Source organism: Morganella morganii, assembly GCF_019242955.1.
Classification (GTDB): domain Bacteria; phylum Pseudomonadota; class Gammaproteobacteria; order Enterobacterales; family Enterobacteriaceae; genus Morganella; species Morganella sibonii.
Map to the genome: position 1 here is coordinate 1,118,334 of NZ_CP066129.1, position 24,043 is coordinate 1,142,376.

Sequence of the window (24,043 nt, forward strand, 5' to 3'; positions counted from 1 at the left end):
TATGATAATAACGGGAGGCATCTGCTTCCCGTTTTTTTATCTGTTTTTTGCGCGAAGGCACCTGTCCTGCTGATATTTCCGTGATCAAGTGGTTGTATATGAGCGCATCATATCGGATGATATGGGGTTATTAACGCGCATATTGCATTGAGGAATTATGACAATGAACGAGGCTGATGCCCGCCCGACAAACTTTATTCGTCAGATTATTGACGAAGACCTGGCTTCCGGAAAACATACCACGGTTCACACGCGCTTCCCGCCTGAGCCGAACGGATACCTGCATATTGGTCATGCAAAATCAATCTGCCTGAATTTCGGCATTGCACAAGACTATCAGGGGCAATGCAATCTGCGTTTTGATGATACCAACCCGGTGAAAGAAGACGTGGAATACGTCAATTCCATTGAAAACGATGTCAAATGGCTCGGTTTTCAGTGGAGCGGCAAAGTCTGTTATTCCTCTGACTATTTCGATACGCTGTATAACTACGCTGTTGAGCTGATCAACAAAGGCCTGGCGTATGTCTGCGAATTAAGTCCGGAAGAAATCCGCCAGTACCGCGGTACCCTGAAAGAGCCGGGCAGAAACAGCCCGTACCGTGACCGCACCCCGGAAGAGAACCTCGCGCTGTTTGAAAAAATGCGTGACGGCGGCTTTGAGGAAGGGAAAGCGTGTCTGCGTGCCAAAATTGATATGGCATCCTCCTTTATGGTGATGCGTGACCCGGTTATTTACCGTATTAAATTTGCCACACACCATCAGTCCGGTGATAAATGGTGCATCTATCCGATGTACGATTTCACGCACTGTATTTCTGATGCGCTGGAAGGGATCACTCATTCACTCTGTACCCTGGAATTCCAGGATAACCGCCGTCTGTATGACTGGGTTCTGGATAACATCACTATCGATTGTCATCCGCGTCAGTATGAATTCTCACGTCTGAATCTCGAATACACCGTGATGTCCAAGCGTAAGCTGAATCAGCTGGTGACCGAGAAATTTGTTGAGGGCTGGGACGACCCGCGCATGCTGACCATTTCCGGTCTGCGCCGCCGTGGTTATACTGCTGCCTCTATCCGTGAATTCTGCCGCCGTATCGGCGTTACCAAACAGGATAACAACGTCGAAATGGCGGCGCTGGAATCCTGTATCCGTGACGATCTGAACGAAAGCGCACCGCGTGCGATGGCCGTTATTGATCCGGTGAAAGTCGTGATCGAAAACATGCCGGAAGGCGATGTGATGGTGACCATGCCGAATCATCCGAACAAACCGGAAATGGGCAGCCGTGAAGTGCCGTTCAGCCGTGAAATCTGGATTGATCGTGCTGACTTCCGTGAAGAAGCCAACAAACAGTACAAGCGTCTGGTGCTGAATAAAGAAGTGCGTCTGCGTAACGCGTTTGTGATTAAAGCGGAACGTGCGGATAAAGACAGCGAAGGCAATATCACCACTATCTACTGTACTTATGATCCGGAAACCCTGAACAAAGATCCGGCTGACGGCCGTAAAGTAAAAGGTGTTATTCACTGGGTCAGCGTGAAACACGCAGTACCGGCGGAAATCCGTCTGTATGATCGTCTGTTCAGTGTACCGAACCCGGGTGCGGAAGATGACTTCCTGGCAACACTCAACCCGGATTCTCTGGTGATCCGTCAGGGCTTTGTGGAGCCGTCACTGGTCGCCGCAGACAGCAGCAAGCCGTATCAGTTTGAGCGCGAAGGGTATTTCTGTGCCGATGCCAAATTATCCTCAGCGGATAAATTAGTCTTTAACCGGACTGTCGGCCTGCGTGATACCTGGGCAAAAATGGAAAGTAAATAACAGATAACACATTGTTACTGATATAAAAAAAGCCGTTCATGCGAACGGCTTTTTTGTTTGTGTCTGACGGAAAAAACACAATAAAAAAGGTGCATTATGCACCTTTCATACAATTCGGTTACCGGAGAGAATTATTTTTTCTCGTCGTGGATACCATCATCAGAACGGCAGTCGCCATCCGCACAGTGACCGTACAGGTACAGGCTGTGGTTGGTGAGTTTAATACCGTGGCGTTCCGCGATATTTTTCTGACGTGTCTCAATGGATTCATCACTGAACTCAATGACTTTACCGCAATCCAGGCAGATCAGGTGATCGTGGTGATGTTGCTGGGTCAGTTCGAATACGGATTTACCGCCTTCAAAATTATGGCGGGTGACGATACCGGCATCATCAAACTGATTCAGAACGCGGTAGACAGTTGCGAGTCCAATCTCTTCACCGATATCGATCAGTTTTTTGTAGAGATCTTCCGCACTGACGTGATGGCACTCCGGATCCTGTAACACTTCCAGAATCTTCAGGCGGGGAAGTGTGACTTTCAGTCCTGCATTTTTCAATGCTTTATTGTTATCGGTCATGCGGATTTAGTCCTATATTGTCGCTGGTGAGCGCACTTCAGGGGAACGCTCAACGGCTGAACACAATGCCCGGCTATCAAAAGGCGTCAGGTGCGATTCGCCTGACCGATGCCGGACCGGATAATAATATCATTACATAAATAAGCAGAATTATCATTCGCAATTTACGGGGTAACCCTTAAATTGCCAGAATCTCGTCGAGACTCATTTCTTCACGGATCTGCTCAACCCATTTTGCCACGCGTTCGTTAGTCAGCTCAGGCTGGCGATCTTCATCAATCGCAAGGCCGATAAAGTGACTGTCATCTGCCAGTCCTTTTGACTCTTCAAAGTGGTAGCCTTCTGTCGGCCAGTGACCCACGATGGTGGCGCCGCGCGGCTCAATGATGTCACGGATGGTACCCATGGCGTCACAGAAATACTCTGCGTAATCCTCCTGGTCACCACAACCGAAGATCGCCACAATTTTACCGCTGAAATCAATTTCTTCCAGCGTCGGGAAAAAATCATCCCAGTCACACTGTGCTTCGCCATAATACCAGGTCGGGATACCCAGCAGCAGGAAATCAAACCCTTCGATGTCCTCTTTGCTGCACTTGGCAACATCCCTGACTTCTGCGACATCATCGCCGAGTGATTTCTGAATCATTTTAGCGATATTTTCTGTGTTACCGGTGTCACTACCGAAAAATATACCTGCGATTGCCATAAATAAGCCTCTCAACCGAAAATCTCTGTACCTGCAAAAAGGACGCCGCAGCGACAACAAGCAGAAATTATAACTATTTCATCTTTATAAATACTATTCTGACGAAAACAGTATTTGAAGTCTGTCAAATTTGTGTGGTGTGTCGTCTCACAATTTGGTGCATAAATCTGAACGCTGAAGATAATCAAGCAGAATTTGCTCGATAAGTTCTCCCCGGTTCACGTTTTCTTCGTATGCCAGCTGGTTCAGGGCATCGACAATATCCGCATTCAGTTTGAGCTCAACACGGCGTAATCCGTTAACTTTGTCACGCCGCAGCTGATTGCGTTTGTTAATCCGCAACTGCTCATCACGGGAGAGCGGGTTTGTTTTCGGGCGTCCGGGCCGGCGTTCATCAGCGAACAAATCCAGCGTGGTACGATCCGTTTGTTCTTTGGCCATAATTTTACTACGAAAATGCGGATTACAATGATAAACGCGCAATGATACACCGCCATCCCGCATACCGCCACCGCTTCGCGGTCTGTTGCCGCGGATTTTGTACAGATTGATTAACATCGCACCGCACGGCGGCAGTGTTATCGCGGATGATATGGCGGATTGATGGTTTTTTGATTGCAATTATCATTATGAATATATTAGAAAAAAGAGATCGTTCCCATCAGGATAACGGAGTGTTTTTGACGGCGGGCATTACGTAGTATGTATTTTCGGCAAGGGAATAACAGAGGACGCGTACATGGAACGTATCTCAGAACCAGCACTATCATCGCGTATGTCACACAAAAAGCGTCTGTCCGGCAAAAAAGTAAAACAGATACTGGCCGTATTAAGCGGCCCGCTTCAGTATTTTTGTCTGATTTTATCGGGCTGCTGCCTGCTGGATATCTGCGTTGATTTGCCGGGACAGGATGTCAGACAGCAGGTACGTTCTGTTGTGGCCTGGTGGCAGGAGAGTGACACTGACAATCTGATACTGAGTTTCCGTCAGTGAACAAACGCCGCCGTGACGGCGGCGCCGGTATCAGGCTTTATCCAGGAAACGGCCGATGGCGCGCAGAACCGCGTCCGGTTTTTCGGCGTGTACCCAGTGTCCGCATCCGGCAATCACATGTGCGGTTGCCTGCGGGAACTGCGCCATAATCGCGTCGCGGTACTCCGGTTTCACATAGGATGAATTACCGCCCGGGATAAGCAGCAGCGGAACCTGTTGCGGGGGCAGGGTTTCCCAGCCGATGATGGATTCATACTGCGCTTTGATCACCGGCAGATTGAATTTCCACTCTCCCTGTTTAAAGGATTTCAGCAGAAACGGGATGACGCCATCTTCACGGATGCGCTGCGCCATAATTGCGGCGGCGTCTGTCCGGGTGCTGACACCGGCAGCGGTGACATCTTCCAGTGCCGCGATAATCTCATCGTGACGGCGTACGCCGTAAGCTACCGGTGCCATATCAATAACAATCAGCTTTTCAGTGACATCCGGTGCCAGTGCCGCCAGCGCCATGGCAATTTTTCCGCCCATGGAGTGGCCAATCACAATCGCTTTTTCAATATTCAGGGCACGGATAAGATCAAGCACATCCTGCGCCATTTCCCCGTAAGTCATGGATTGCGCACGTGGTGAATCACCGTGGTTACGGACATCAATCTGTACCACGGTATGCGTTTTCCGCAGTTCACGGCCAAGCACCCCGAGATTATGCAGATCACCGAACAGACCATGGATAAGTACAATGGGTGTGGTGTGATGTGATATTTCAGGCGTGAATATTTCATGATGAAGTAATGCAGGTAATTTCATATTAACAACCGATCCGCAGAGCAAAACAGGCAGCTATGATGACACGGCCGCCTCCGGAAACCAACATGTTAAGCAAATGTTTCTGCACCGGATTATGCGTCAGGAAACGATAACTTACTGATTTATTTTTTAAATGCCGGATGTGGCAAACTGCGGTGATTTTCAGTTTAAGTTATTGAAATTTTACTTGTTTTGTTTTGCGTTTTTCTATCTTATAATAACGTGTTTCGCGTTAACGAATAAAAGAACCGGGTAGAAATGAAAACAATCGATGTAGATGAAGAACTTTATAGTTATATTGCCAGCCACACACAGCACATTGGCGAAAGCGCATCGGTAATTTTACGCCGTATGCTTAATTTAGGCCCGCAGACGCCGGATGCCACCTGCGCACCTGCTGTAACGGACAGCGCAGATAATAACATTCCGCAGGTTACCGCCCGTCCGGTGAAAACCGTTTCTCAGGACCCGGTCCGCGTCATGCGCGAACTGCTGTTATCTGACACCTATTCAGAGAAAAAGAAAACGATCGATCGTTTTATGCTGGTGTTATCCGCACTGTATAACATTGATCCGGACGGGTTCAGTAAAAGCACCGATGAGCTCCACGGCCGCACCCGCGTATATTTTGCCGGTGATGAACACACGCTGCTGGCCAGCGGTAAAACCAGCAAACCGCGCCACATTCCGGGCACACCGTTCTGGGTTATCACCAACACCAATACTCAGCGCAAACAGAGCATGGTAGAACAGATTATGCAGGGAATGGGCTTCCCGGCAAATACTGTCGAGAAAGTCTGCAATACCCTGTAAGGGGTATTTATCTGCCGGTGACGGCGTAATCAGGGGAGAATGACACAGTGGCTCATACGCACCCGCGGGCTGGTCAGCCTGCGCAGCAATCCGATTTAATCAACGTGGCGCAGCTGACCTCTCAGTATTATACCCTTGCACCTGATGCGGCGGACCCGGCACAGCAGGTCAAATTCGGGACTTCCGGCCACCGCGGCAGCGCGGCGCGCGGCAGTTTTAACGAAGCACATATTCTGGCGGTCACTCAGGCTATTGCCGAAATCCGTCAGCAGCAGGGTATTACCGGGCCGTGCTATGTGGGCAAAGATACGCACGCGCTGTCTGAAGCTGCGTTTCAGACTGTATTGTCTGTACTGGCTGCCAATAATGTCCGCGTTATTATTCAGGAAAATAATGGTTTCACCCCGACACCGGCGGTGTCACATGCCATTCTGACTTACAACCGGGCACATACGGATAAAGCTGACGGCATTGTAATCACACCGTCACACAATCCGCCGGAAGATGGCGGTATCAAATATAATCCGCCGACCGGCGGCCCGGCGGATACTGACCTCACCTCTGTTATCGAAAAACGCGCTAACGACCTGCTGGCCGGTCATATGGCACAGGTAAAACAAATGCCGGTGTGTGAGGCGCTGCACAGTCCGCTGGTGAGTGCAGTCAACCTGATTGAGCCGTATGTCAGCTCGCTCAGTGATGTGATCAATATGGATGCTATCCGTAACGCGAAACTCAAAATCGGTGTGGACCCGCTGGGTGGTGCCGGGATTGAGTACTGGAAACGCATCCGTGATTTTTATGATCTCGATATTGAGCTGGTCAATGAACAGGTGGATCAGACATTCCGCTTTATGCCGCTGGACCATGACGGAGTGATCCGCATGGATTGCTCCTCAAAATGGGCAATGGCCGGGCTGCTCAGTATGCGTGACCGCTTTTCACTGGCTTTCGCTAATGATCCCGATTACGACCGCCACGGTATTGTGACGCCGAAAGGGCTGATGAATCCGAACCATTATCTGGCAGTTGCGATTAACTATTTATTTCAGCACCGCCCGGACTGGCCTGCGTCTGTCGGTGTCGGTAAGACGCTGGTGTCCAGCGCAATGATTGATCGCGTGGTAGCTGATTTACAGCGCGATCTGGCGGAAGTCCCTGTCGGGTTTAAGTGGTTTGTTGACGGACTGTATAACGGCACACTGGGCTTCGGCGGTGAAGAGAGCGCCGGTGCTTCTTTCTTGCGTTTTGACGGCACGCCGTGGTCAACCGATAAAGACGGTATTATCCTCTGCCTGCTGGCCGCGGAACTGACTGCCGTGACCGGTAAAAACCCGCAGCAGCATTATGATGAGCTGGCAGAGAAATTCGGGTCGCCGTGCTACAGCCGGATTCAGGCTGCGGCGAGTCATGCGGAGAAATCCCGCTTATCGAAACTGTCCCCGGAAATGGTAACCGCAGATACTCTGGCCGGTGATCCGATCACGGCACGCCTGACCACAGCTCCGGGGAACGGTGCATCGATCGGCGGTCTGAAAGTGATGAGTGAGCAGGGATGGTTTGCCGCGCGTCCTTCCGGTACGGAAGATGCCTATAAAATCTACTGTGAAAGTTTCCGTGGCCCGGAACATCTGGCACAGATAGAAAAAGAAGCGATTGAGATAGTCAATCAGGTGATTGCAGACTGACGCATTCCCGGAAAAAGCGACGCGGAGCGGATCTTCCCCTCCGCGTTTTTTTTACCGGTTTTATCCGAGAGCAACCATAAGTGCGCCAAGCGTGATCAGAGCGACACCGCCTGCGGCAATCAGAGAAATTTTTTCGCCGAACAGAATCACGGCAAAAATCACGGCAAAAACCACACTCAGTTTATCAATCGGGGCAACCTGTGAAACCTGCCCGTTTTTTATCGCCATAAAGTAAAAAAGCCAGGAAAGGGCACCGGCAATCCCGCTCAGCGCAATAAAGAACAGCGCTTTACGATTTTCGATTATTTCACTGATTAAATTCAGTTTTCCCTGAACGACGACTACGCCGGCTAAAAACAACGCCATAATGACTGCGCGGATTGCGGTTGCGGTATTGGCATCCAGATGCTGCAATCCCATTTTCCCGAAGACAGCAACCATTGCGGCACTGATGGCAGACAGCAGGGCATAAACCAGCCAGGCACTCATAATAAATAATTCCCATTATCAATTAGCAACAGGAATATCATAAGGTATTTTCATCACTGTGGTAGCTTAATTTTTTAATGATAAATATGTTAACAAAATGATAAAAAATAACAATTACGTAATTTAATTACCGGGAAAAGGGCGTTTTGTGCGCATTGTGCCGGGTTTAAGTGGTCAGATGAGTGGTAAAGTTTCACCAGCCGGGTTAATATGAAAGTGAAATACATTCGGTGATTATTGCCATTTTGCGATAATCCGTTATTAAGGAGGGTCTCAATGTCAACATTTCAGGAATATCCGTTGCATAAGGTTCTCTTGCGCCGTGCCGGTGCAGTCTCTTTAGGTATCCTGGCGTTCCCGTTCATGTTGTTTTACCGGGATCGCGCCCGCTTCTGGAGTTATCTGTACCGTGTGTGGACCAAGACGAGCGATAAGCCGGTCTGGCTGGCACGTTCAGAGAATGCGATCAGCAGTACACAGCATCACTGATACCGGCATCCGGCAGCAAAAGAGGCGCCCGGCGATATTATCGCGGGGCGTTTTTTTTGTCTGTAAATTGCTATTGGCAGGCCGGAAAGGTATGGTAAAGCGTATCCGCACGGACAGGAAAAAAGTATGAATCACATTGAATTAGAACAGATTATTAATGAAAAACTGGCAGTACAGGAATTTCAGGATTATGCCCCGAACGGTTTACAGGTTGAAGGACGTGAACAGGTTCAGCGGGTGGTAACCGGCGTCACCGCCTGTCAGGCATTGCTGGATGAAGCGGTAAGACTGAATGCCGATGCAGTGCTGGTGCATCACGGTTATTTCTGGAAAAACGAGCCGGTCAGTATCCGCGGAATGAAACAGCGCCGGATCAAAACACTGCTGTGTAATGATATGAATTTATACGGTTATCATCTGCCGCTGGATGCGCATCCGGAACTGGGTAATAACGCGAAACTGGCAGAGCTGATGGGGGTTACGGTGACCGGACAGGTCGACCCGTTACTTCCCTGCGGAGAGTTTGCGCAGCCGGTCAGCGGTGAGGAACTGGCACAGCGTTTACAGCAGGGGCTGGATCGGGAGATTCTGCATTGCGGGGATAATGCGCCTGCTCAGATTAAAAAACTGGGCTGGTGTACCGGTGGTGGTCAGAGCTTTATTCAGGCAGCAGCTGATGCCGGTCTGGATGGTTTTGTGACCGGCGAGGTATCAGAGCAGACAATTCATATCGCCCGTGAATGCGGAATGCACTTCTTTGCAGCGGGCCACCATGCTACCGAACGCGGCGGAATTCGTGTACTGGGTGAGTGGTTACAGGCTGAACACGGTCTCGACGTGATATTTGTGGATATTCCGAATCCGGCATAACACGTAACAAGAAGAAAGCCGGTCATCTGACCGGCTTTTACTATATGGTTATCATGTCTTACTGCGCGGTTTGTGTACTTTGCCGTGCGTTGCGCGGTGCACAGATAAGTGTTCCCGCGGCGCAGATAAACAGTGACATACCGAGATTCTGGCTCAATCCGGCCAGCGCCAGTCCGCCGCCAATCAGCAGGTAATACATCAGACCCAGCAGGGCGCCTGCGGTACCGAGGCGATCGCGGTAATCCTGTAACACACCGGCCAGAATATTCGGAATGGCCAGCCCGTAGGAAACAACAACTCCGGTGACCGGCAGTACGAACAGGACCGAGTCAGATAACAGCCAGACCGCAGAGGCACTGATAATCCCGATCACCGCCGCCAGACGGATCAGTGAATAGGTGTGCCATCCGCGTTTGAGTAACCGCCGGTTAATCAGTGATCCGGCCGCAACACCGAGAGCCAGCAGTAATCCGCTGTAACCGAATTCCTGTTGTGTTAATCCCAGTTCACTGAAATAAAACGGTGCTAACTGGTAATAACTGAACAGACTGATATTCAGAAAGGCAATCAGCAGCACATTACGCAGGATAAATCCGTCTCTCAGCATCTGTCCTGCCGTTTCCGGCAGAGAGATGACGGTAATATGAACCGGTGCTGTTTCCGGCAGCCTGAGTGCAGTCCAGACCAGTAAAACAACGGCCAGTACCGCAAGCCCGGTAAAGACGCCCTGATAACCGGCAAAACCGGTCAGTGCCGCACCGCTGAACATACCCAGTGCCGGACTGACAGCCAGTGCGATCCCCATGACAGAGAACACCTTTGCCAGCTCATCGCCTCTGTAACAATCACGCATGATGGTTTGTGTGCCGACTGAGCCGACCGCCGCCCCGAAAGCAGACAACATCCGCAGGATCAGTAATACACTGAAATCCTTCGTGATAACCGCACCGCAGGATGCGGCCGCGTAAAGTGTGAGCCCGCTCAGCATGGTGCGTCTGCGGCCTGCAATATCACATAAGCGTCCCCAGGTGATCACGCCAAAAGCAAAGGCAAAAAAGTACAGTGACAGTGTCTGCCCTGCCTGTGCCGCACTGACACCAAAGCCTTGTGCAATATCTGTCAGCGCCGGGCTGTAAATGGTTTCCACTATCTGCGGGAACATCATCAGCGCAACGGCGAGCGTTAATGTCGGTTTTTGTATTGTCATTTTTGTCCCCTTTTCTGTAACTGAAATGAACGGGACGAAGATTAGCAAAAGAGAGGATGTCTTATTATAATAATCCGGACATTCTGTTTATCAAAAGGGACAACATGGCGTGGCTGAAACAAAGTGATGAATTTGATGCAGACAGCTATTCCGCACCGCTGATTGGTATTGCCGCAGAGATGGCCGCACAGCATGATTCCGGCTTTCACCGTCATCAGCGCGGACAATTGCTGTTTACTGAACGCGGGGCGATTCAGATCACTCTGACTGATACGTTATCAGTGCTGCCGCCGACGCGGGTGGCGTGGATCCCGCCGCGGATGCTGCATCGTGTGCAGATGTTTGAGGCTGTCGGTTACCGGTCGCTGTATCCGGATGCGCAGCTCAGCGCCTGCCTGCCGGCAACCTGTGTCATTTCCGGGGTATCGCCGCTGCTGCGCGAGATCCTGTTTTTGTTTGCCGGGCTGCCGTTTGACAGTGACTGGACACAACCACGGTTACAGCATCTGTTACCGGTATTTATGGATGAGATGGCACTGGCCGGACGCGAAGATATGCAGTTACCGCTGCCGTCTGACCGGCGGCTGAAAACGCTTGATCCGCAGATTTTGCCGCCGCCGCTGAATGAACTGGCATCGCGCTGTGGTGCGGGGGAAAAAACGATCACACGGATTTTCCGCCGGGAAACCGGCATGAGCTATCAGCAATGGCGGCAGCAGTGGCGACTAATTAAATCTGTTGAACTTTTGGCGAAAAAATACCGCAGCAGTGATATTGCACAGGCACTCGGATTTGCCAGTGACAGCGCCTTTGTCTCTTTCTTCCGCAAGATGACAGGAAAAACCCCCGGTGAATATATGGGGAAATGAATAAGACGTGGATAAAAATGCATAAAAAAACCCTCCGGAGAGGGTTTTATAAGGACGGATGCGGTATTAATACTATGAACAACGTTTAGTGACTTTGGTTTCAAACGAACGTTCAGTGTAACCGGTATAAAGCTGGCGCGGACGGGCAATTTTGAGGCCGTCGTCGTGCATTTCGCTCCAGTGTGCGATCCAGCCGATAGTGCGGCCGATAGCAAAGATCACGGTGAACATATTCGACGGAATACCCAGTGCTTTCAGGATGATACCGGAGTAGAAATCCACGTTCGGGTAGAGTTTCTTCTCGATGAAATACGGGTCGTTCAGCGCGATACGCTCCAGCTCCATCGCCACTTCCAGCAGACTGTCATTCAGGCCCAGCTCGTTGAGCACTTCGTGGCAGGTTTCACGCATCACTTTGGCGCGCGGGTCATGGTTTTTGTACACGCGGTGGCCAAAGCCCATCAGACGGAAAGAGTCATTTTTATCTTTCGCGCGCTCAATAAAGGCCGGGATGTGTTCAACGGTCTGGATCTCTTCCAGCATACGCAGGCAGGCTTCGTTCGCGCCGCCGTGTGCAGGTCCCCACAGGGAGGCAATACCGGCTGCGATACAGGCGAACGGGTTGGCACCGGAAGAACCGGCGGTCCGCACGGTTGAGGTGGATGCGTTCTGTTCGTGATCGGCGTGCAGGATCAGGATTCTGTCCATTGCACGTTCCAGTACCGGATTTACCACATATTCTTCACACGGAGTGGCAAACATCATACGCAGGAAGTTACCGGCGTAGGAAAGATTGTTCTTCGGATAGACAAAAGGCTGTCCGACAGAGTATTTGTAACACATTGCCGCCACGGTCGGCATTTTGGAGAGCAGACGGTAGGCCGCAATTTCGCGGTGGCGCGGATTATTCACATCCAGCGAGTCATGGTAGAACGCTGCCAGTGCACCGGTTACGCCGCAGAGGACGGCCATCGGGTGAGAGTCACGGCGGAACCCGTTGAATAAGCGGGTAATTTGCTCGTGGATCATGGTGTGGCGTTTTACGGTTTCTTTAAACTCGTCATACTCTTTCTGGCCGGGCGCTTCGCCGTAGAGCAGGATATAACACACTTCCAGATAATCAGATTTCATCGCCAGCTCTTCGATAGGGAAGCCGCGATGTAACAGGATACCTTCATCACCGTCGATATACGTGATTTTGGATTCACAGGACGCAGTGGAGGTGAAGCCGGGGTCAAAGGTGTAGTAGCCTTTGCCGCCGAGCGTCCGGACATCGACTACGGGCTGGCCGAGAGTCGGGCTCAGGATATCCAGATCAGTAACCCTGACGCCGTTTAGTGTCAGCTCCGCCTTTATATTAGACATGTAGGTCTCCTTAGCGCATTTATTATTTGTTTTGCAATCTTTTGTGATAACCACGGGTGCGTTACCTGAATGGATACCGTACCTGGTGTTACGTTATCCGGTACGGCGCACTAATGTGTTATCAGATTGTTAGTGAAACTTTGTGTTGCGATAAAAGTTATGTTGTACAGCAAGATATTGTGCATTTTTTGCAAGTTACACTTTTGCATAAGTTTGCACTTACGGGAAGTCTTTCTTGCCGGTAATCGTCAGTTTAATTTTTGTATTTAACCACATAATGTAATTCAATTGTTGTCAAAATGTCACAAGTAATAATAATGGTCGTTTTTATTGTGTGAACCGTGATCTTATTCACTGTTCTGGCTAAATCTGACCAAACATTTTGTATGGGAATTGTAATCATATTGTGAAGTCCATATACTGCCCCAAGGTCTCCGGAATTCCCTGAAGCAGGAGCACCCAGCGTAACTGAATCATTACTTTTGTAAAACAATACGGATGTGGATTTTACTTAAGGATTGTTCTTATTTCCCCAGCGCTGTCTGATTTCCGCCCGGGTCCGGAGGAAGGAAAAATAATAAAGAGCTGTGTGGGCAAAATTGTGAAAAAACAACGACCTGTCAATTTAGACTTGCAGACGATCCACTTTCCGATCCCTGCAATCGCTTCAATTTTACACCGTGTCTCAGGCGTCATTACCTTTGTTGCTGTAGCGATTCTGCTGTGGCTGTTAGGATTGTCGCTGTCCTCACCGGAAGGGTTTGCGCAGGCTGCTGATATCATGAGCGGTTTCTTCGCGAAGTTTATCCTCTGGGGCATCCTCACTGCATTGGCTTATCACATCTGTGGCGGTATCCGTCACATGTTAATGGATTTCGGATTTGTTGATGAAACACTGGCTGCCGGTATTTCATCCGCGAAGATTTCCATGGTTCTGACTGTGATTTTAGCCGTGTTGGCGGGGGTTCTGGTATGGTGAATAATTCAAAAATCAGTGCGACCACGCTCGGCCGTAACGGTATTCAGGATTGGTTAATTCTGCGTGCCAGCGCGATTGTGATTACACTTTATGTACTCTACCTCATCGGCTTTGTAGCCTTTACTTCAGACATCACTTATGACGTCTGGCGTGGCTTCTTTGCCTCTTCATTCACTCAGGTGTTCACCACGCTGACATTGATAGCCATTCTCGCCCACGCCTGGGTCGGGTTATGGCAGGTACTGACGGATTACGTCAAGTGCCTGAGCCTGCGTCTGTTGCTGCAATTTATTGTGATTATTGCACTGGCCGCTTATGTCATTTACGGTTCAATCATTGTGTGGGGTGTCTAAATGAGCTTACCTGTCAGAGAGTTTGACGCAGTTGTTATCGGTGCAGGCGGCGCAGGTATGCGCGCGGCACTCCAGATTTCTCAGTCCGGCCTGTCCTGTGCCCTGTTATCCAAAGTGTTTCCGACCCGCTCTCATACCGTATCCGCCCAGGGTGGTATCACGGTGGCGCTGGGGAATACCCATCCGGATAACTGGGAATGGCATATGTACGACACTGTAAAAGGGTCGGATTACATCGGTGACCAGGACGCGATTGAATACATGTGTAAAACCGGCCCGGAAGCGGTGCTGGAACTGGAACACATGGGATTACCGTTTTCCCGCCTGGATGACGGCAGTATTTATCAGCGCCCGTTCGGCGGACAATCCAAAGATTTCGGGGGCGAGCAGGCTGCACGTACGGCCGCCGCAGCTGACCGCACCGGTCATGCACTGCTGCATACGCTGTATCAGCAGAACCTGAAAAATCACACCACAATTTTCTCCGAATGGTATGCCCTCGATCTGGTGAAAAACCAGGACGGCGCCATTATGGGCACCACCGCTATCTGTATCGAAACCGGTGAAGTGGTCTATTTCAAAGCCAAAGCCACTATTCTGGCAACCGGTGGTGCAGGGCGCATCTATCAGTCCACCACTAACGCCCATATCAACACCGGTGATGGTGTCGGCATGGCCGTTCGTGCCGGTATTCCGTTGCAGGATATGGAAATGTGGCAGTTCCACCCGACCGGGATTGCCGGTGCGGGGGTTCTGGTCACAGAAGGCTGCCGTGGTGAGGGTGGTTATCTGCTCAATAAAGATGGCGAACGCTTTATGGAGCGCTACGCACCGAACGCCAAAGACCTTGCCGGGCGCGACGTGGTTGCCCGTTCCATTATGATCGAAATCCGCGAAGGCCGTGGTTGTGACGGCCCGTGGGGACCGCATGCGAAACTGAAACTCGACCATCTGGGTAAAGAGGTGCTGGAATCCCGTCTGCCGGGTATTCTGGAGCTGTCACGGACATTCGCTCACGTTGACCCGGTCAAAGAACCGATCCCGGTTATCCCGACCTGCCACTATATGATGGGCGGTATCCCGACCAAAGTGACCGGTCAGGTTGTGAGCATGAATGAGCAGGGCGAGGATGTGCTGGTTCCGGGCCTGTTTGCTGTCGGTGAAATTGCCTGTGTATCTGTTCACGGCGCAAACCGCCTCGGCGGTAACTCGCTGCTTGACCTGGTGGTCTTCGGTCGTTCAGCCGGTCTGCATCTGAAAGAGTCCATTCTGGAGCAGGGCGCAATGCGCGATGCCGGTGAATCGGATGTTGATGCGGCGCTGGCGCGTCTGAACCGCTGGAACAACACCCGCAGTGGTGAGGATCCGGTGACTATCCGCAAGGCTCTGCAATCCTGCATGCAGCATAACTTCTCGGTATTCCGTGAAGGGGATGCGATGGCAAAAGGACTGGAAGAGCTGAAAGCCATTAAAGAGCGCCTGCAGTATGCGCGCCTGGATGACACCTCATCAGAATTCAACACTCAGCGTATTGAATGCCTGGAACTGGATAACCTGATGGAAACGGCGTATTCCACTGCAATGGCCGCCAACTTCCGTACTGAAAGCCGTGGTGCGCACAGTCGTTTTGACTACCCGGATCGCGATGATGCGAACTGGCTGTGTCATTCCCTGTACCTGCCGCAATCTGAAACCATGACACGTCGTGCGGTGAACATGCAGCCTAAGCTGCGTGAACCTTTCCCGCCGAAGATTCGTACTTACTGATGTGTGGTGATGAGGCATTTGCGGAGAGAATACTATGAAAGTTGAATTTTCAGTTTATCGCTATAACCCGGATGTGGATAACGCACCTCACATGCAGAACTATCAGCTGGATGTGGAAGAAGGCCGGGACATGATGGTGCTGGATGCATTGATCCAGCTGAAAGAGCAGGACCCTAGCCTGTCATTCCGCCGTTCCTGTCGTGAAGGGGTGTGCGGGTCTGACGGTATTAATATGAACGGCAAAAACGGTCTGGCCTGTATCACACCGCTGTCGGCACTGACGAAAGGCGGCAAAAAGGTGGTGATCCGCCCGCTGCCGGGCTTACCGGTAGTGCGGGATCTGGTCGTGGATATGGGGCAGTTCTACGCGCAGTATGAAAAAATCCGTCCGTATCTGATCAACGACAACAAAAACCCGCCGGCGCGTGAGCATTTACAGTCACCTGCGCAGCGTGAAAAGCTCGATGGTCTGTACGAATGTATCCTGTGTGCCTGCTGCTCGACTTCCTGCCCGTCTTTCTGGTGGAACCCGGATAAATTTATCGGCCCGGCCGGTTTATTAGCGGCGTACCGCTTCCTGACAGACAGCCGTGATACCGAGACAGAATCCCGCCTCGACGATATCAGTGATGCTTTCAGCGTATTCCGCTGTCACGGTATTATGAACTGCGTCAGTGTCTGTCCTAAAGGGCTGAATCCGACAAAGGCAATTGGTCATATTAAATCAATGTTACTGAAACGCAGTGCATAATTGACTTTATTCTGTTTAAGCGATTGATAATAATAAGATGCCTGCAAGGCAGGCATCTTTTACCAACCCGTAACAATAGGCATAATCTATCGCAGTAAGTGTTAGAAGCGACAATAAATGTAGTTAATTGTGATTAAGATGTGAGTTTTTTGGTTCAAATGTAAGTATGGTTATAGACAGCACAGGGATTTTCAGCAACGGTTATTCCGTTGCTAAAGGTTCCTCAGGGATACACAGAACATAAGATGCACAAGCACCACCCGGGAATCCTTTACGCACCGCAATGTATCGCGGTATTAGTTATCACGGCGAAAACTAAACCCGGCCTCATTCAGGTTGCAGGCAGCGGCAGACGGGGTAATCCGCAGAACAGCGTTATTCTGTTTTCCGGACGGACACGCAGCCGGAACACCGCAGCCGGAAAGACAACGGGGATAAAGCTCTAAGCTTAAGGGATCATAATGCAGAACGGCGCACTGAAGGACTGGCTGGATTCCAGCTTTCTGGCTGGAGAAAACCAGGCCTACATAGAAGATATCTATGAAGACTATCTGAACGATCCGGCCTCCGTCGATGAAAGTTGGCGGGAGATTTTCGACTCACTGCCGAAAGCGGATATTACAGAACAACCTCATTCACAGACACGCGACTATTTTCGTCGTCTGGCCAAAGATTCAACACGCTACCATACCTCCGTCAGCGATCCGGCGATGGACTCCAAGCAGGTCAAAGTCCTGCAGCTTATCAACGCATTCCGCTTCCGTGGCCACCAGAGCGCTAATCTTGACCCGCTCGGCCTGTGGAAACAGGAACCGGTTCCGGATCTGGACCCGGCGTTCCATAATCTGACCAAAGCTGATTTTGATGAAACGTTCAACGTCGGTTCTTTTGCCATCGGCCGCGAAACCATGCAGCTGAGCGAGCTGTTTGACGCATTAAAACGTATTTACTGCGGCTCCATCGGTGCCGAGTACATGCATATCACCAATACCGAAGAGAAACGCTGGCTCCAGCAACGTCTGGAATCCGTTGACGTCAGTAAACTGTTCAGTGCTGATGAAAAACGGCGTTTCCTGGCCGACCTGACCGCAGCCGAAGGGCTGGAGCGTTATCTCGGTGCGAAATTCCCGGGCGCAAAACGCTTCTCACTGGAAGGGGGCGATTCCCTCATTCCGATGCTGAAAGACCTGATTCGTCATGCCGGTAAACAGGACACCCGCGAAGTGGTGCTGGGTATGGCACACCGCGGTCGTCTGAACGTACTGGTTAACCTGTTCGGTAAAAAACCGGCGGATCTGTTTGATGAATTTGCCGGTAAACATAAAGATCATCTTGGCACCGGTGACGTGAAATACCACCAGGGCTTCTCGTCCGATTTCGTGACAGAAGGCGCTCAGGTGCATCTGGCGCTTGCCTTTAACCCGTCTCACCTTGAGATCGTCAGCCCGGTGGTGATCGGCTCCGTCCGTGCCCGCCGTGACCGTCTGCCGGAAAACCTGAGCAAAATGGTTCTGCCAATCACTATCCACGGTGACTCAGCGGTAACCGGTCAGGGGATTGTTCAGGAAACCCTGAATATGTCTCAGGCGCGGGGCTATGAAGTGGGCGGGACTGTCCGCATTGTTATCAATAACCAGATTGGTTTCACCACCTCCAACCCGAAAGATACCCGGTCAACGGAATATTGTACTGACATCATGAAGATGGTTCAGGCACCGATCTTCCACGTCAATGCGGATGATCCGGAAGCGGTGGCTTTTGTGACCCGCCTGGCGCTGGATTTCCGTAATACCTTTAACCGCGATGTGATGATTGATCTGGTCTGCTACCGCCGTCACGGCCATAACGAGGCGGATGAGCCGAGTGCAACCCAGCCGATGATGTATCAGAAAATCAAACAGCATCCGACACCACGCAAAATCTACGGCGATAAACTGATTGCCGAAGGGGTGGTGGCCGCCGGTGATGTGACTGAAATGGTCAATATGTACCGTGATGCGATGGATCGCGGTGACTGCGTGGTGGAAGAGTGGCGTGAAATCGGTAAAGCGGCACTCACCTGGGAACCGTACCTGAATCATAACTGGAACGACAGCTACGCCAATAAAGTGGAACTGAAACGCCTCAGTGATCTGGCGCGCCGTATCAGTACTGTTCCGGAAGAAGTGCATATGCACCCGCGTGTCGAAAAAATCTATACCGACCGTGCGGAAATGGCGGAAGGCAACAAACTGCTCGACTGGGGTGCGGCGGAAAATCTGGCCTACGCAACACTGGTGGATGAAGGTGTTCCGGTGCGTCTGTCCGGTGAGGATGCGGGTCGCGGTACCTTCTTCCATCGTCACGCGGTTATCCATAACCAGAGCAACGGCTCCTGCTATGTGCCGCTGATGAATGTCCATAATGCCCAGGGTCGCTTCAATGTGTGGGACTCCGTCCTGTCTGAGGAAGCGGTACTGGCCTTTGAATACGGCTATGCAACGACTGATCCGCGCGGTCTGACTATCTGGGAAGCGCAGTTCGGTGACTTTGCCAACGTAGCGCAGGTGGTGATTGATCAGTTCATCAGCTCCGGCGAACAGAAATGGGGCCGTATGTGCGGGCTGGTAATGTTACTGCCGCATGGCTATGAAGGCCAGGGTCCTGAGCACTCCAGCGCCCGTCTGGAACGTTATCTCCAGCTTTGCGCGGAACAGAACATGCAGGTCTGTGTTCCGTCAACCCCGGCACAGGTTTACCATATGCTGCGCCGTCAGGCACTGCGCGGAATGCGCCGTCCGCTGATTGTAATGTCACCGAAATCACTGCTGCGTCATCCGCTGGCGGTCTCTTCTCTGGAAGAGCTGGCTGAGGGCCGTTTTGAAGCCGTTATCGGTGAAGCGGATGATCTGAATCCGGCAGATGTGAAGCGTGTTGTGCTGTGTTCCGGTAAGGTTTACTACGATTTACTGGAGCAGCGCCGCAAGAATAATCAGACAGATGTGGCGATTATCCGTATTGAACAGCTCTATCCGTTCCCGCATGAAGATATTCATGCGATTCTCGCACCATTCAGCCATGTGAAAGATTTTGTCTGGTGTCAGGAAGAGCCGCTCAACCAGGGCGCCTGGTATTGCTGCCAGCACAATTTCCGTGATGCGGTCCCGGCAGGAGCGTCACTGCGCTATGCGGGTCGTCCGGCATCTGCCTCTCCGGCCGTGGGTTATACGTCTGTTCACCAGCAGCAACAACAAGAGCTGGTTAATGATGCACTGAACGTTGAATAAATTAAGGAAAAGCAATGAGTAGCATAGAAATTCTGGTTCCTGACCTCCCTGAGTCTGTTGCCGATGCCACTGTGGCAACCTGGCACAAAAAGCCGGGTGACAGCGTCGAACGTGATGAAGTGCTGGTAGAAATCGAAACAGACAAAGTTGTGCTGGAAGTGCCTGCCAGCGATTCCGGTGTTCTGGAAGCCGTGCTGGAAGAAGAGGGGGCGACTGTCCTCTCAAAACAGCTTCTCGGACGTATCCGTCTGGGTGACAGCACCGGTCTGCCTGCGGAAGTAAAAGAAAAAGTGCAGTCCACACCGGCGCAGCGTCAGAATGCCGGCCTGGATGAAGAAAGCAATGATGCGCTGAGCCCGGCTGTCCGCCGCCTGATCGCAGAACACGGCCTGAAAGCAGCCGATATTGCCGGCAGTGGTGTCGGCGGACGTCTGACCCGTGAGGATGTTGAGAAACATCTGGCACAGCAGCCGAAAGCACCGGTGAAAGCGGCCGCTGAGCCGGTTTCTCAGGCCGGTTTACCGCACCGCAGTGAAAAACGTGTACCGATGACCCGTCTGCGCAAGCGTGTGGCAGAGCGTCTGCTGGAAGCGAAAAACAACACCGCAATGCTGACCACCTTTAACGAGGTGAGCATGAAGCCGGTGATGGATATGCGCAAACAGTACGGCGAATCATTTGAAAAACGTCACGGTGTGCGCCTCGGTTTCATGTCTTTCTATGTGAAAGCGGTGGTTGAGGCACTGAAACGTTATCCGGAAGTGAACGCCTCTATCGACGGCACCGATGTGGTGTATCACAACTATTTCGATATCAGTATTGCGGTCTCCACGCCGCGCGGTCTGGTGACTCCGGTTCTGCGTGATGCGGATGCGCTGAGCATGGCTGAAATTGAAAAACGCATCAAAGAGCTGGCTGTCAAAGGTCAGGAAGGCAAACTGACAGTCGAAGATCTGACTGGTGGTAATTTCACGATTACTAACGGTGGTGTGTTCGGGTCACTGATGTCCACGCCTATCATTAACCCGCCGCAGAGTGCGATTCTGGGGATGCATGCAATTAAAGAGCGTCCGATGGCGGTAAATGGTCAGGTGGTGATCCTGCCGATGATGTACCTGGCACTCTCTTATGACCACCGTCTGATTGATGGACGTGAATCTGTCGGGTTCCTCGTGACCATTAAAGAGATGTTAGAAGATCCGGCACGTTTACTGCTCGACGTGTAATGCTTTTTGTTTTTTAGTTTGGCTCATCCGGGCGGCATCGCGCTAAAACCGCCCGGCTGAACTCGCGACAGTGAATCTGTGTCCCTGCGCCGGGAAACCGGCGCTATCCAGGCAACAACAATAAGAGAGCCCGCTCTCATCAGACAAATTATGGATAGAACATCATGAATTTACACGAGTATCAGGCAAAACAACTCTTCACCCGGTATGGTTTACCTGCACCGGCAGGCTATGCCTGCTCCACACCCCGTGAAGCGGAAGAAGCAGCATCCAAAATCGGCAGCGGCCCGTGGGTCGTCAAATGCCAGGTTCATGCCGGCGGCCGCGGGAAAGCGGGCGGTGTGAAACTGGTTAAGAGCAAAGATGAAATTCGTGCGTTTGCCGAACAGTGGTTAGGCAAGCGTCTGGTGACCTATCAGACAGATGCACAGGGACAGCCTGTACATCAGGTGCTGGTGGAAGGGGCAACAGATATCGCCAAAGAGCTGTATCTGGGAGCCGTGGTGGATCGCGGTTCGCGCCGTGTGGTCTTTATGGCCTCCACCGAAGGTGGTGTCGAAATTGAAAAAGTGGCACATGAAACACCGGAACTGATTCACAAAGCCGTGATTGACCCGCTGACCGGCCCGATGCCGTATCAGGGGCGTGAGCTGGCGTTTAAACTGGGCTTAACCGGTAAATTAGTCAGTCAGTTCACCAAAATCTTTATGGGACTGGCAACCATGTTCCTGGAGCGTGATCTGGCGATGGCGGAAATCAACCCGCTGGTTATCACCACTCAGGACGAACTTATCTGCCTCGACGGTAAATTAGGTATTGACGGCAACGCCCTGTACCGTCAGCCGGAACTGCGTGAAATGCATGACCCGTCACAGGAAGATGCCCGCGAAGCACAGGCTGCGCAATGGGAACTGAACTATGTGGCGCTGGACGGCAATATCGGTTGTATGGTGAACGGTGCCGGTCTGGCGATGGGCACCATGGATATCGTCAAGCTGCATGGCGGTGAGCCGGCAAACTTCCTGGATGTCGGCGGCGGCGCAACCAAAGAACGCGTTACAGAAGCCTTTAAAATCATTCTGTCCGATGAAAATGTTAAAGCCGTATTCGTCAATATCTTCGGCGGGATCGTCCGTTGTGACCTGATTGCAGACGGGATTATCGGTGCGGTTGAGGAAGTCGGCGTCAGTGTGCCGGTGGTTGTGCGCCTGGAAGGGAACAACGCGGAACTGGGTGCGGAAAAACTGGCGAAAAGTGGTCTGAATATTATTGCGGCAACCAGCCTGACGGATGCTGCGAAACGTGTTGTTGCAGCAGTGGGAGCGAAATAATGTCTATTTTAATCGATAAGAACACCAAAGTTATCTGTCAGGGATTCACAGGTAGCCAGGGGACTTTCCACTCTGAACAGGCGATTGCGTACGGTACCAAAATGGTCGGCGGTGTGACACCGGGCAAAGGCGGTACAACACATTTAGGTTTACCGGTCTTTAACACCGTGCGTGACGCGGTGGAAGCCACCGGTGCTACCGCCTCTGTTATTTATGTTCCGGCACCGTTCTGCAAGGATTCCATCCTGGAAGCGATCGATGCGGGCATCAAGCTGATTATCACCATCACTGAGGGTATTCCGACCCTGGATATGCTGACAGTCAAAGTGAAGCTGGACGAAGCCGGTGTGCGGATGATCGGTCCTAACTGTCCGGGCGTTATCACCCCGGGTGAATGCAAAATCGGGATTATGCCGGGACATATCCACCTGCCGGGCAAAGTGGGGATCGTTTCCCGTTCAGGTACGCTGACCTATGAAGCGGTGAAACAGACCACTGATGCCGGTCTGGGACAATCCACCTGTGTGGGGATCGGCGGTGACCCGATTCCGGGCTCTAACTTTATCGATATCCTGCGTATGTTCCAGAACGACCCGCAGACAGAAGCGATTGTGATGATCGGTGAAATCGGCGGCAGCGCGGAAGAAGAAGCGGCAGCCTTCATCAAAGATCATGTCACCAAACCGGTTGTGGCTTATATCGCAGGTGTGACTGCACCGAAAGGCAAGCGTATGGGTCATGCGGGGGCGATTATCGCGGGCGGAAAAGGTACTGCGGATGAGAAATTTGCAGCACTCGAAGCTGCCGGTGTGAAGACTGTCCGCAGTCTGGCTGACATCGGTGATGCGGTAAAAGCGATCCTGGGTAAATAATTCCGGGCATTTTTATACAGCCGGGGCAGGCCTGATGCTGCTTCCGGCTGTTTTTTGATCTGAACACAATTCAGCTGTATCTGTCATATTGCGTATTTTTACGCAGCTGTTCCCTCCATTGCTGTCCTTTTAATCAATTTTCTGAATTAAGCCAAAACGCTTGCTGTATCGTTTACACAGCAAAAAGTCTCAGGTATAAAAGGGCGTTTTTATCATCTTGATTTATACTTAATTTTTAAGCCGGAAATGATTATTGCTCTGTGTTAATACAAACAGACAATAACAGTTTTAGTGATAATTTATTTATAATTGAATTATCGGGCTCATGAAATTAACCAGAAATGCTGATGAAAATAAAACGTTAATGAAAAGAGCATATATTATTGGTATTTTTCTGTTTGGTTGTGTTTGTGTGCACATTGCATTAACAATAAAGCAACTCAATTACCATATATGCGATTTTAATTAACACGGCGAGGAAAAATTGACGTAAATCAATCTATTGCACTGGAATTATTTCGGTGATTTGTTTAAATTGTGGCAGATCAAAATAGCCGAAAATGACTACGCTGTGCATTATTTGATATATCCTCAGAATTCCAATCTGAATCACGCAAAAGCAGTTTATTGTGTGCAAATATAAGCGTACTATTATTAGGGTGTCTATTTAGGTGTTTTTTTGTTACTAATTTGTTATTGCATTTAGAGGCATTTATTGCTGGTAGTTATGTTGCTTTCTTTCTTCAGGAAAGCTTGGGTTGCCGCATGTCGGTGTCTTCCTGC

General features: G+C 51.0%; 22 protein-coding genes. 15 read left to right on the top strand and 7 right to left on the bottom strand.

Annotated elements, in window-relative coordinates; all coding sequences use genetic code 11:
- Positions 1-163: 163 nt before the first annotated feature.
- On the top strand, positions 164-1,831 hold the full coding sequence (glnS, locus tag JC793_RS05025) for a glutamine--tRNA ligase (protein WP_052926244.1): 1,668 nt from the start codon (positions 164-166) through the stop codon (positions 1,829-1,831).
- A 131-nt stretch (positions 1,832-1,962) separates the two neighbouring features.
- Here glnS and fur read toward each other — a convergent pair whose 3' ends face one another.
- The 3 genes from fur to ybfE all read right to left on the bottom strand — a co-directional run bounded on the left by fur (position 1,963) and on the right by ybfE (position 3,562).
- On the bottom strand, positions 1,963-2,412 hold the full coding sequence (fur, locus tag JC793_RS05030; RefSeq protein ID WP_046893695.1) for a ferric iron uptake transcriptional regulator: 450 nt from the start codon (positions 2,410-2,412) through the stop codon (positions 1,963-1,965).
- Positions 2,413-2,590: 178 nt separating this feature from the next.
- Positions 2,591-3,121 (bottom strand): flavodoxin FldA, encoded by a 531-nt coding sequence (gene fldA / locus JC793_RS05035; protein ID WP_046893696.1) that lies wholly within the window; start codon positions 3,119-3,121, stop codon positions 2,591-2,593.
- Between the two features lie 147 nt (positions 3,122-3,268).
- Positions 3,269-3,562 carry a LexA regulated protein gene (gene ybfE / locus JC793_RS05040; RefSeq protein ID WP_004235627.1) on the bottom strand — a complete coding sequence of 98 codons (294 nt, stop codon included), beginning with the start codon at positions 3,560-3,562 and terminating at the stop codon, positions 3,269-3,271.
- A gap of 298 nt (positions 3,563-3,860) precedes the next feature.
- Between ybfE and JC793_RS05045 the strand changes: the two genes are divergently transcribed.
- Positions 3,861-4,115 carry a hypothetical protein gene (locus tag JC793_RS05045; RefSeq protein ID WP_052926243.1) on the top strand — a complete coding sequence of 85 codons (255 nt, stop codon included), beginning with the start codon at positions 3,861-3,863 and terminating at the stop codon, positions 4,113-4,115.
- Positions 4,116-4,145: 30 nt separating this feature from the next.
- On the opposite strand, the gene ybfF is transcribed toward JC793_RS05045, so the two are convergent.
- Positions 4,146-4,925: an esterase gene (gene ybfF / locus JC793_RS05050; RefSeq protein ID WP_107680543.1), complete on the bottom strand. Its 780-nt coding sequence runs from the start codon at positions 4,923-4,925 to the stop codon at positions 4,146-4,148.
- A gap of 258 nt (positions 4,926-5,183) precedes the next feature.
- Between ybfF and seqA the strand changes: the two genes are divergently transcribed.
- Positions 5,184-5,738, top strand: a complete 555-nt coding sequence (seqA, locus tag JC793_RS05055) for a replication initiation negative regulator SeqA (RefSeq protein WP_166707227.1) — start codon at positions 5,184-5,186, stop codon at positions 5,736-5,738.
- A gap of 47 nt (positions 5,739-5,785) precedes the next feature.
- Positions 5,786-7,426, top strand: coding sequence for a phosphoglucomutase (alpha-D-glucose-1,6-bisphosphate-dependent) (gene pgm / locus JC793_RS05060; protein ID WP_218427683.1), 1,641 nt, complete (start codon positions 5,786-5,788; stop codon positions 7,424-7,426).
- A 60-nt stretch (positions 7,427-7,486) separates the two neighbouring features.
- Here pgm and JC793_RS05065 read toward each other — a convergent pair whose 3' ends face one another.
- Positions 7,487-7,915, bottom strand: a complete 429-nt coding sequence (locus JC793_RS05065; RefSeq protein WP_218427684.1) for an EamA family transporter — start codon at positions 7,913-7,915, stop codon at positions 7,487-7,489.
- A 276-nt stretch (positions 7,916-8,191) separates the two neighbouring features.
- On the opposite strand from JC793_RS05065, the gene JC793_RS05070 reads away from it, so the two are divergent.
- Positions 8,192-8,404: a YbfA family protein gene (locus tag JC793_RS05070; protein ID WP_046893701.1), complete on the top strand. Its 213-nt coding sequence runs from the start codon at positions 8,192-8,194 to the stop codon at positions 8,402-8,404.
- A 126-nt stretch (positions 8,405-8,530) separates the two neighbouring features.
- On the top strand, positions 8,531-9,274 hold the full coding sequence (locus tag JC793_RS05075; protein WP_218427686.1) for a type 2 GTP cyclohydrolase I: 744 nt from the start codon (positions 8,531-8,533) through the stop codon (positions 9,272-9,274).
- 58 nt (positions 9,275-9,332) lie between these two features.
- Here JC793_RS05075 and JC793_RS05080 read toward each other — a convergent pair whose 3' ends face one another.
- Positions 9,333-10,481: a multidrug effflux MFS transporter gene (locus JC793_RS05080; protein WP_218427688.1), complete on the bottom strand. Its 1,149-nt coding sequence runs from the start codon at positions 10,479-10,481 to the stop codon at positions 9,333-9,335.
- A gap of 104 nt (positions 10,482-10,585) precedes the next feature.
- On the opposite strand from JC793_RS05080, the gene JC793_RS05085 reads away from it, so the two are divergent.
- Complete coding sequence (locus tag JC793_RS05085; protein ID WP_166707232.1) at positions 10,586-11,350, top strand: AraC family transcriptional regulator; 765 nt, start codon at positions 10,586-10,588, stop codon at positions 11,348-11,350.
- Positions 11,351-11,422: 72 nt separating this feature from the next.
- On the opposite strand, the gene JC793_RS05090 is transcribed toward JC793_RS05085, so the two are convergent.
- A complete protein-coding gene (locus JC793_RS05090; protein WP_166707233.1) occupies positions 11,423-12,715 on the bottom strand; it encodes a citrate synthase in 1,293 nt (430 codons plus the stop codon).
- Positions 12,716-13,304: 589 nt separating this feature from the next.
- Between JC793_RS05090 and sdhC the strand changes: the two genes are divergently transcribed.
- From sdhC to sucD, 8 genes are all read left to right on the top strand, one after another.
- Positions 13,305-13,694 carry a succinate dehydrogenase cytochrome b556 subunit gene (gene sdhC, locus JC793_RS05095; RefSeq protein WP_046893704.1) on the top strand — a complete coding sequence of 130 codons (390 nt, stop codon included), beginning with the start codon at positions 13,305-13,307 and terminating at the stop codon, positions 13,692-13,694.
- Complete coding sequence (sdhD, locus tag JC793_RS05100) at positions 13,688-14,047, top strand: succinate dehydrogenase membrane anchor subunit (RefSeq protein ID WP_046893705.1); 360 nt, start codon at positions 13,688-13,690, stop codon at positions 14,045-14,047. The genes sdhC and sdhD overlap by 7 nt, the downstream gene beginning before the upstream one ends.
- On the top strand, positions 14,048-15,814 hold the full coding sequence (gene sdhA, locus JC793_RS05105; RefSeq protein ID WP_046893706.1) for a succinate dehydrogenase flavoprotein subunit: 1,767 nt from the start codon (positions 14,048-14,050) through the stop codon (positions 15,812-15,814). It begins immediately after the preceding gene.
- Positions 15,815-15,848: 34 nt separating this feature from the next.
- Positions 15,849-16,565: a succinate dehydrogenase iron-sulfur subunit gene (locus JC793_RS05110; protein ID WP_046893707.1), complete on the top strand. Its 717-nt coding sequence runs from the start codon at positions 15,849-15,851 to the stop codon at positions 16,563-16,565.
- A 461-nt stretch (positions 16,566-17,026) separates the two neighbouring features.
- The gene (gene sucA / locus JC793_RS05115) at positions 17,027-19,831 is read left to right on the top strand and encodes a 2-oxoglutarate dehydrogenase E1 component (protein WP_166707234.1); all 2,805 of its coding nucleotides are present in this window, start codon (positions 17,027-17,029) and stop codon (positions 19,829-19,831) included.
- Positions 19,832-19,845: 14 nt separating this feature from the next.
- On the top strand, positions 19,846-21,057 hold the full coding sequence (gene odhB, locus JC793_RS05120; RefSeq protein ID WP_046893709.1) for a 2-oxoglutarate dehydrogenase complex dihydrolipoyllysine-residue succinyltransferase: 1,212 nt from the start codon (positions 19,846-19,848) through the stop codon (positions 21,055-21,057).
- Between the two features lie 164 nt (positions 21,058-21,221).
- Positions 21,222-22,388, top strand: a complete 1,167-nt coding sequence (gene sucC / locus JC793_RS05125; RefSeq protein WP_046893710.1) for an ADP-forming succinate--CoA ligase subunit beta — start codon at positions 21,222-21,224, stop codon at positions 22,386-22,388.
- Positions 22,388-23,260, top strand: coding sequence for a succinate--CoA ligase subunit alpha (gene sucD, locus JC793_RS05130; RefSeq protein ID WP_052926236.1), 873 nt, complete (start codon positions 22,388-22,390; stop codon positions 23,258-23,260). The genes sucC and sucD overlap by 1 nt, the downstream gene beginning before the upstream one ends.
- Positions 23,261-24,043: the final 783 nt, after the last annotated feature.

Bases quoted from the DNA above. Each gene is read 5' to 3' on its own strand.
- JC793_RS05070 (WP_046893701.1), top strand. From the start codon at position 8,192: ATGTCAACATTTCAGGAATATCCGTTGCATAAGGTTCTCTTGCGCCGT.
- JC793_RS05090 (WP_166707233.1), bottom strand. From the start codon at position 12,715: ATGTCTAATATAAAGGCGGAGCTGACACTAAACGGCGTCAGGGTTACT.
- seqA (WP_166707227.1), top strand. From the start codon at position 5,184: ATGAAAACAATCGATGTAGATGAAGAACTTTATAGTTATATTGCCAGC.
- ybfE (WP_004235627.1), bottom strand. From the start codon at position 3,562: ATGGCCAAAGAACAAACGGATCGTACCACGCTGGATTTGTTCGCTGAT.
- sucA (WP_166707234.1), top strand. From the start codon at position 17,027: ATGCAGAACGGCGCACTGAAGGACTGGCTGGATTCCAGCTTTCTGGCT.
- JC793_RS05075 (WP_218427686.1), top strand. From the start codon at position 8,531: ATGAATCACATTGAATTAGAACAGATTATTAATGAAAAACTGGCAGTA.
- ybfF (WP_107680543.1), bottom strand. From the start codon at position 4,925: ATGAAATTACCTGCATTACTTCATCATGAAATATTCACGCCTGAAATA.
- glnS (WP_052926244.1), top strand. From the start codon at position 164: ATGAACGAGGCTGATGCCCGCCCGACAAACTTTATTCGTCAGATTATT.
- sdhD (WP_046893705.1), top strand. From the start codon at position 13,688: ATGGTGAATAATTCAAAAATCAGTGCGACCACGCTCGGCCGTAACGGT.
- sucC (WP_046893710.1), top strand. From the start codon at position 21,222: ATGAATTTACACGAGTATCAGGCAAAACAACTCTTCACCCGGTATGGT.
- sucD (WP_052926236.1), top strand. From the start codon at position 22,388: ATGTCTATTTTAATCGATAAGAACACCAAAGTTATCTGTCAGGGATTC.
- JC793_RS05045 (WP_052926243.1), top strand. From the start codon at position 3,861: ATGGAACGTATCTCAGAACCAGCACTATCATCGCGTATGTCACACAAA.
- JC793_RS05080 (WP_218427688.1), bottom strand. From the start codon at position 10,481: ATGACAATACAAAAACCGACATTAACGCTCGCCGTTGCGCTGATGATG.
- JC793_RS05065 (WP_218427684.1), bottom strand. From the start codon at position 7,915: ATGAGTGCCTGGCTGGTTTATGCCCTGCTGTCTGCCATCAGTGCCGCA.
- JC793_RS05110 (WP_046893707.1), top strand. From the start codon at position 15,849: ATGAAAGTTGAATTTTCAGTTTATCGCTATAACCCGGATGTGGATAAC.
- sdhA (WP_046893706.1), top strand. From the start codon at position 14,048: ATGAGCTTACCTGTCAGAGAGTTTGACGCAGTTGTTATCGGTGCAGGC.
- JC793_RS05085 (WP_166707232.1), top strand. From the start codon at position 10,586: ATGGCGTGGCTGAAACAAAGTGATGAATTTGATGCAGACAGCTATTCC.
- fldA (WP_046893696.1), bottom strand. From the start codon at position 3,121: ATGGCAATCGCAGGTATATTTTTCGGTAGTGACACCGGTAACACAGAA.
- odhB (WP_046893709.1), top strand. From the start codon at position 19,846: ATGAGTAGCATAGAAATTCTGGTTCCTGACCTCCCTGAGTCTGTTGCC.
- fur (WP_046893695.1), bottom strand. From the start codon at position 2,412: ATGACCGATAACAATAAAGCATTGAAAAATGCAGGACTGAAAGTCACA.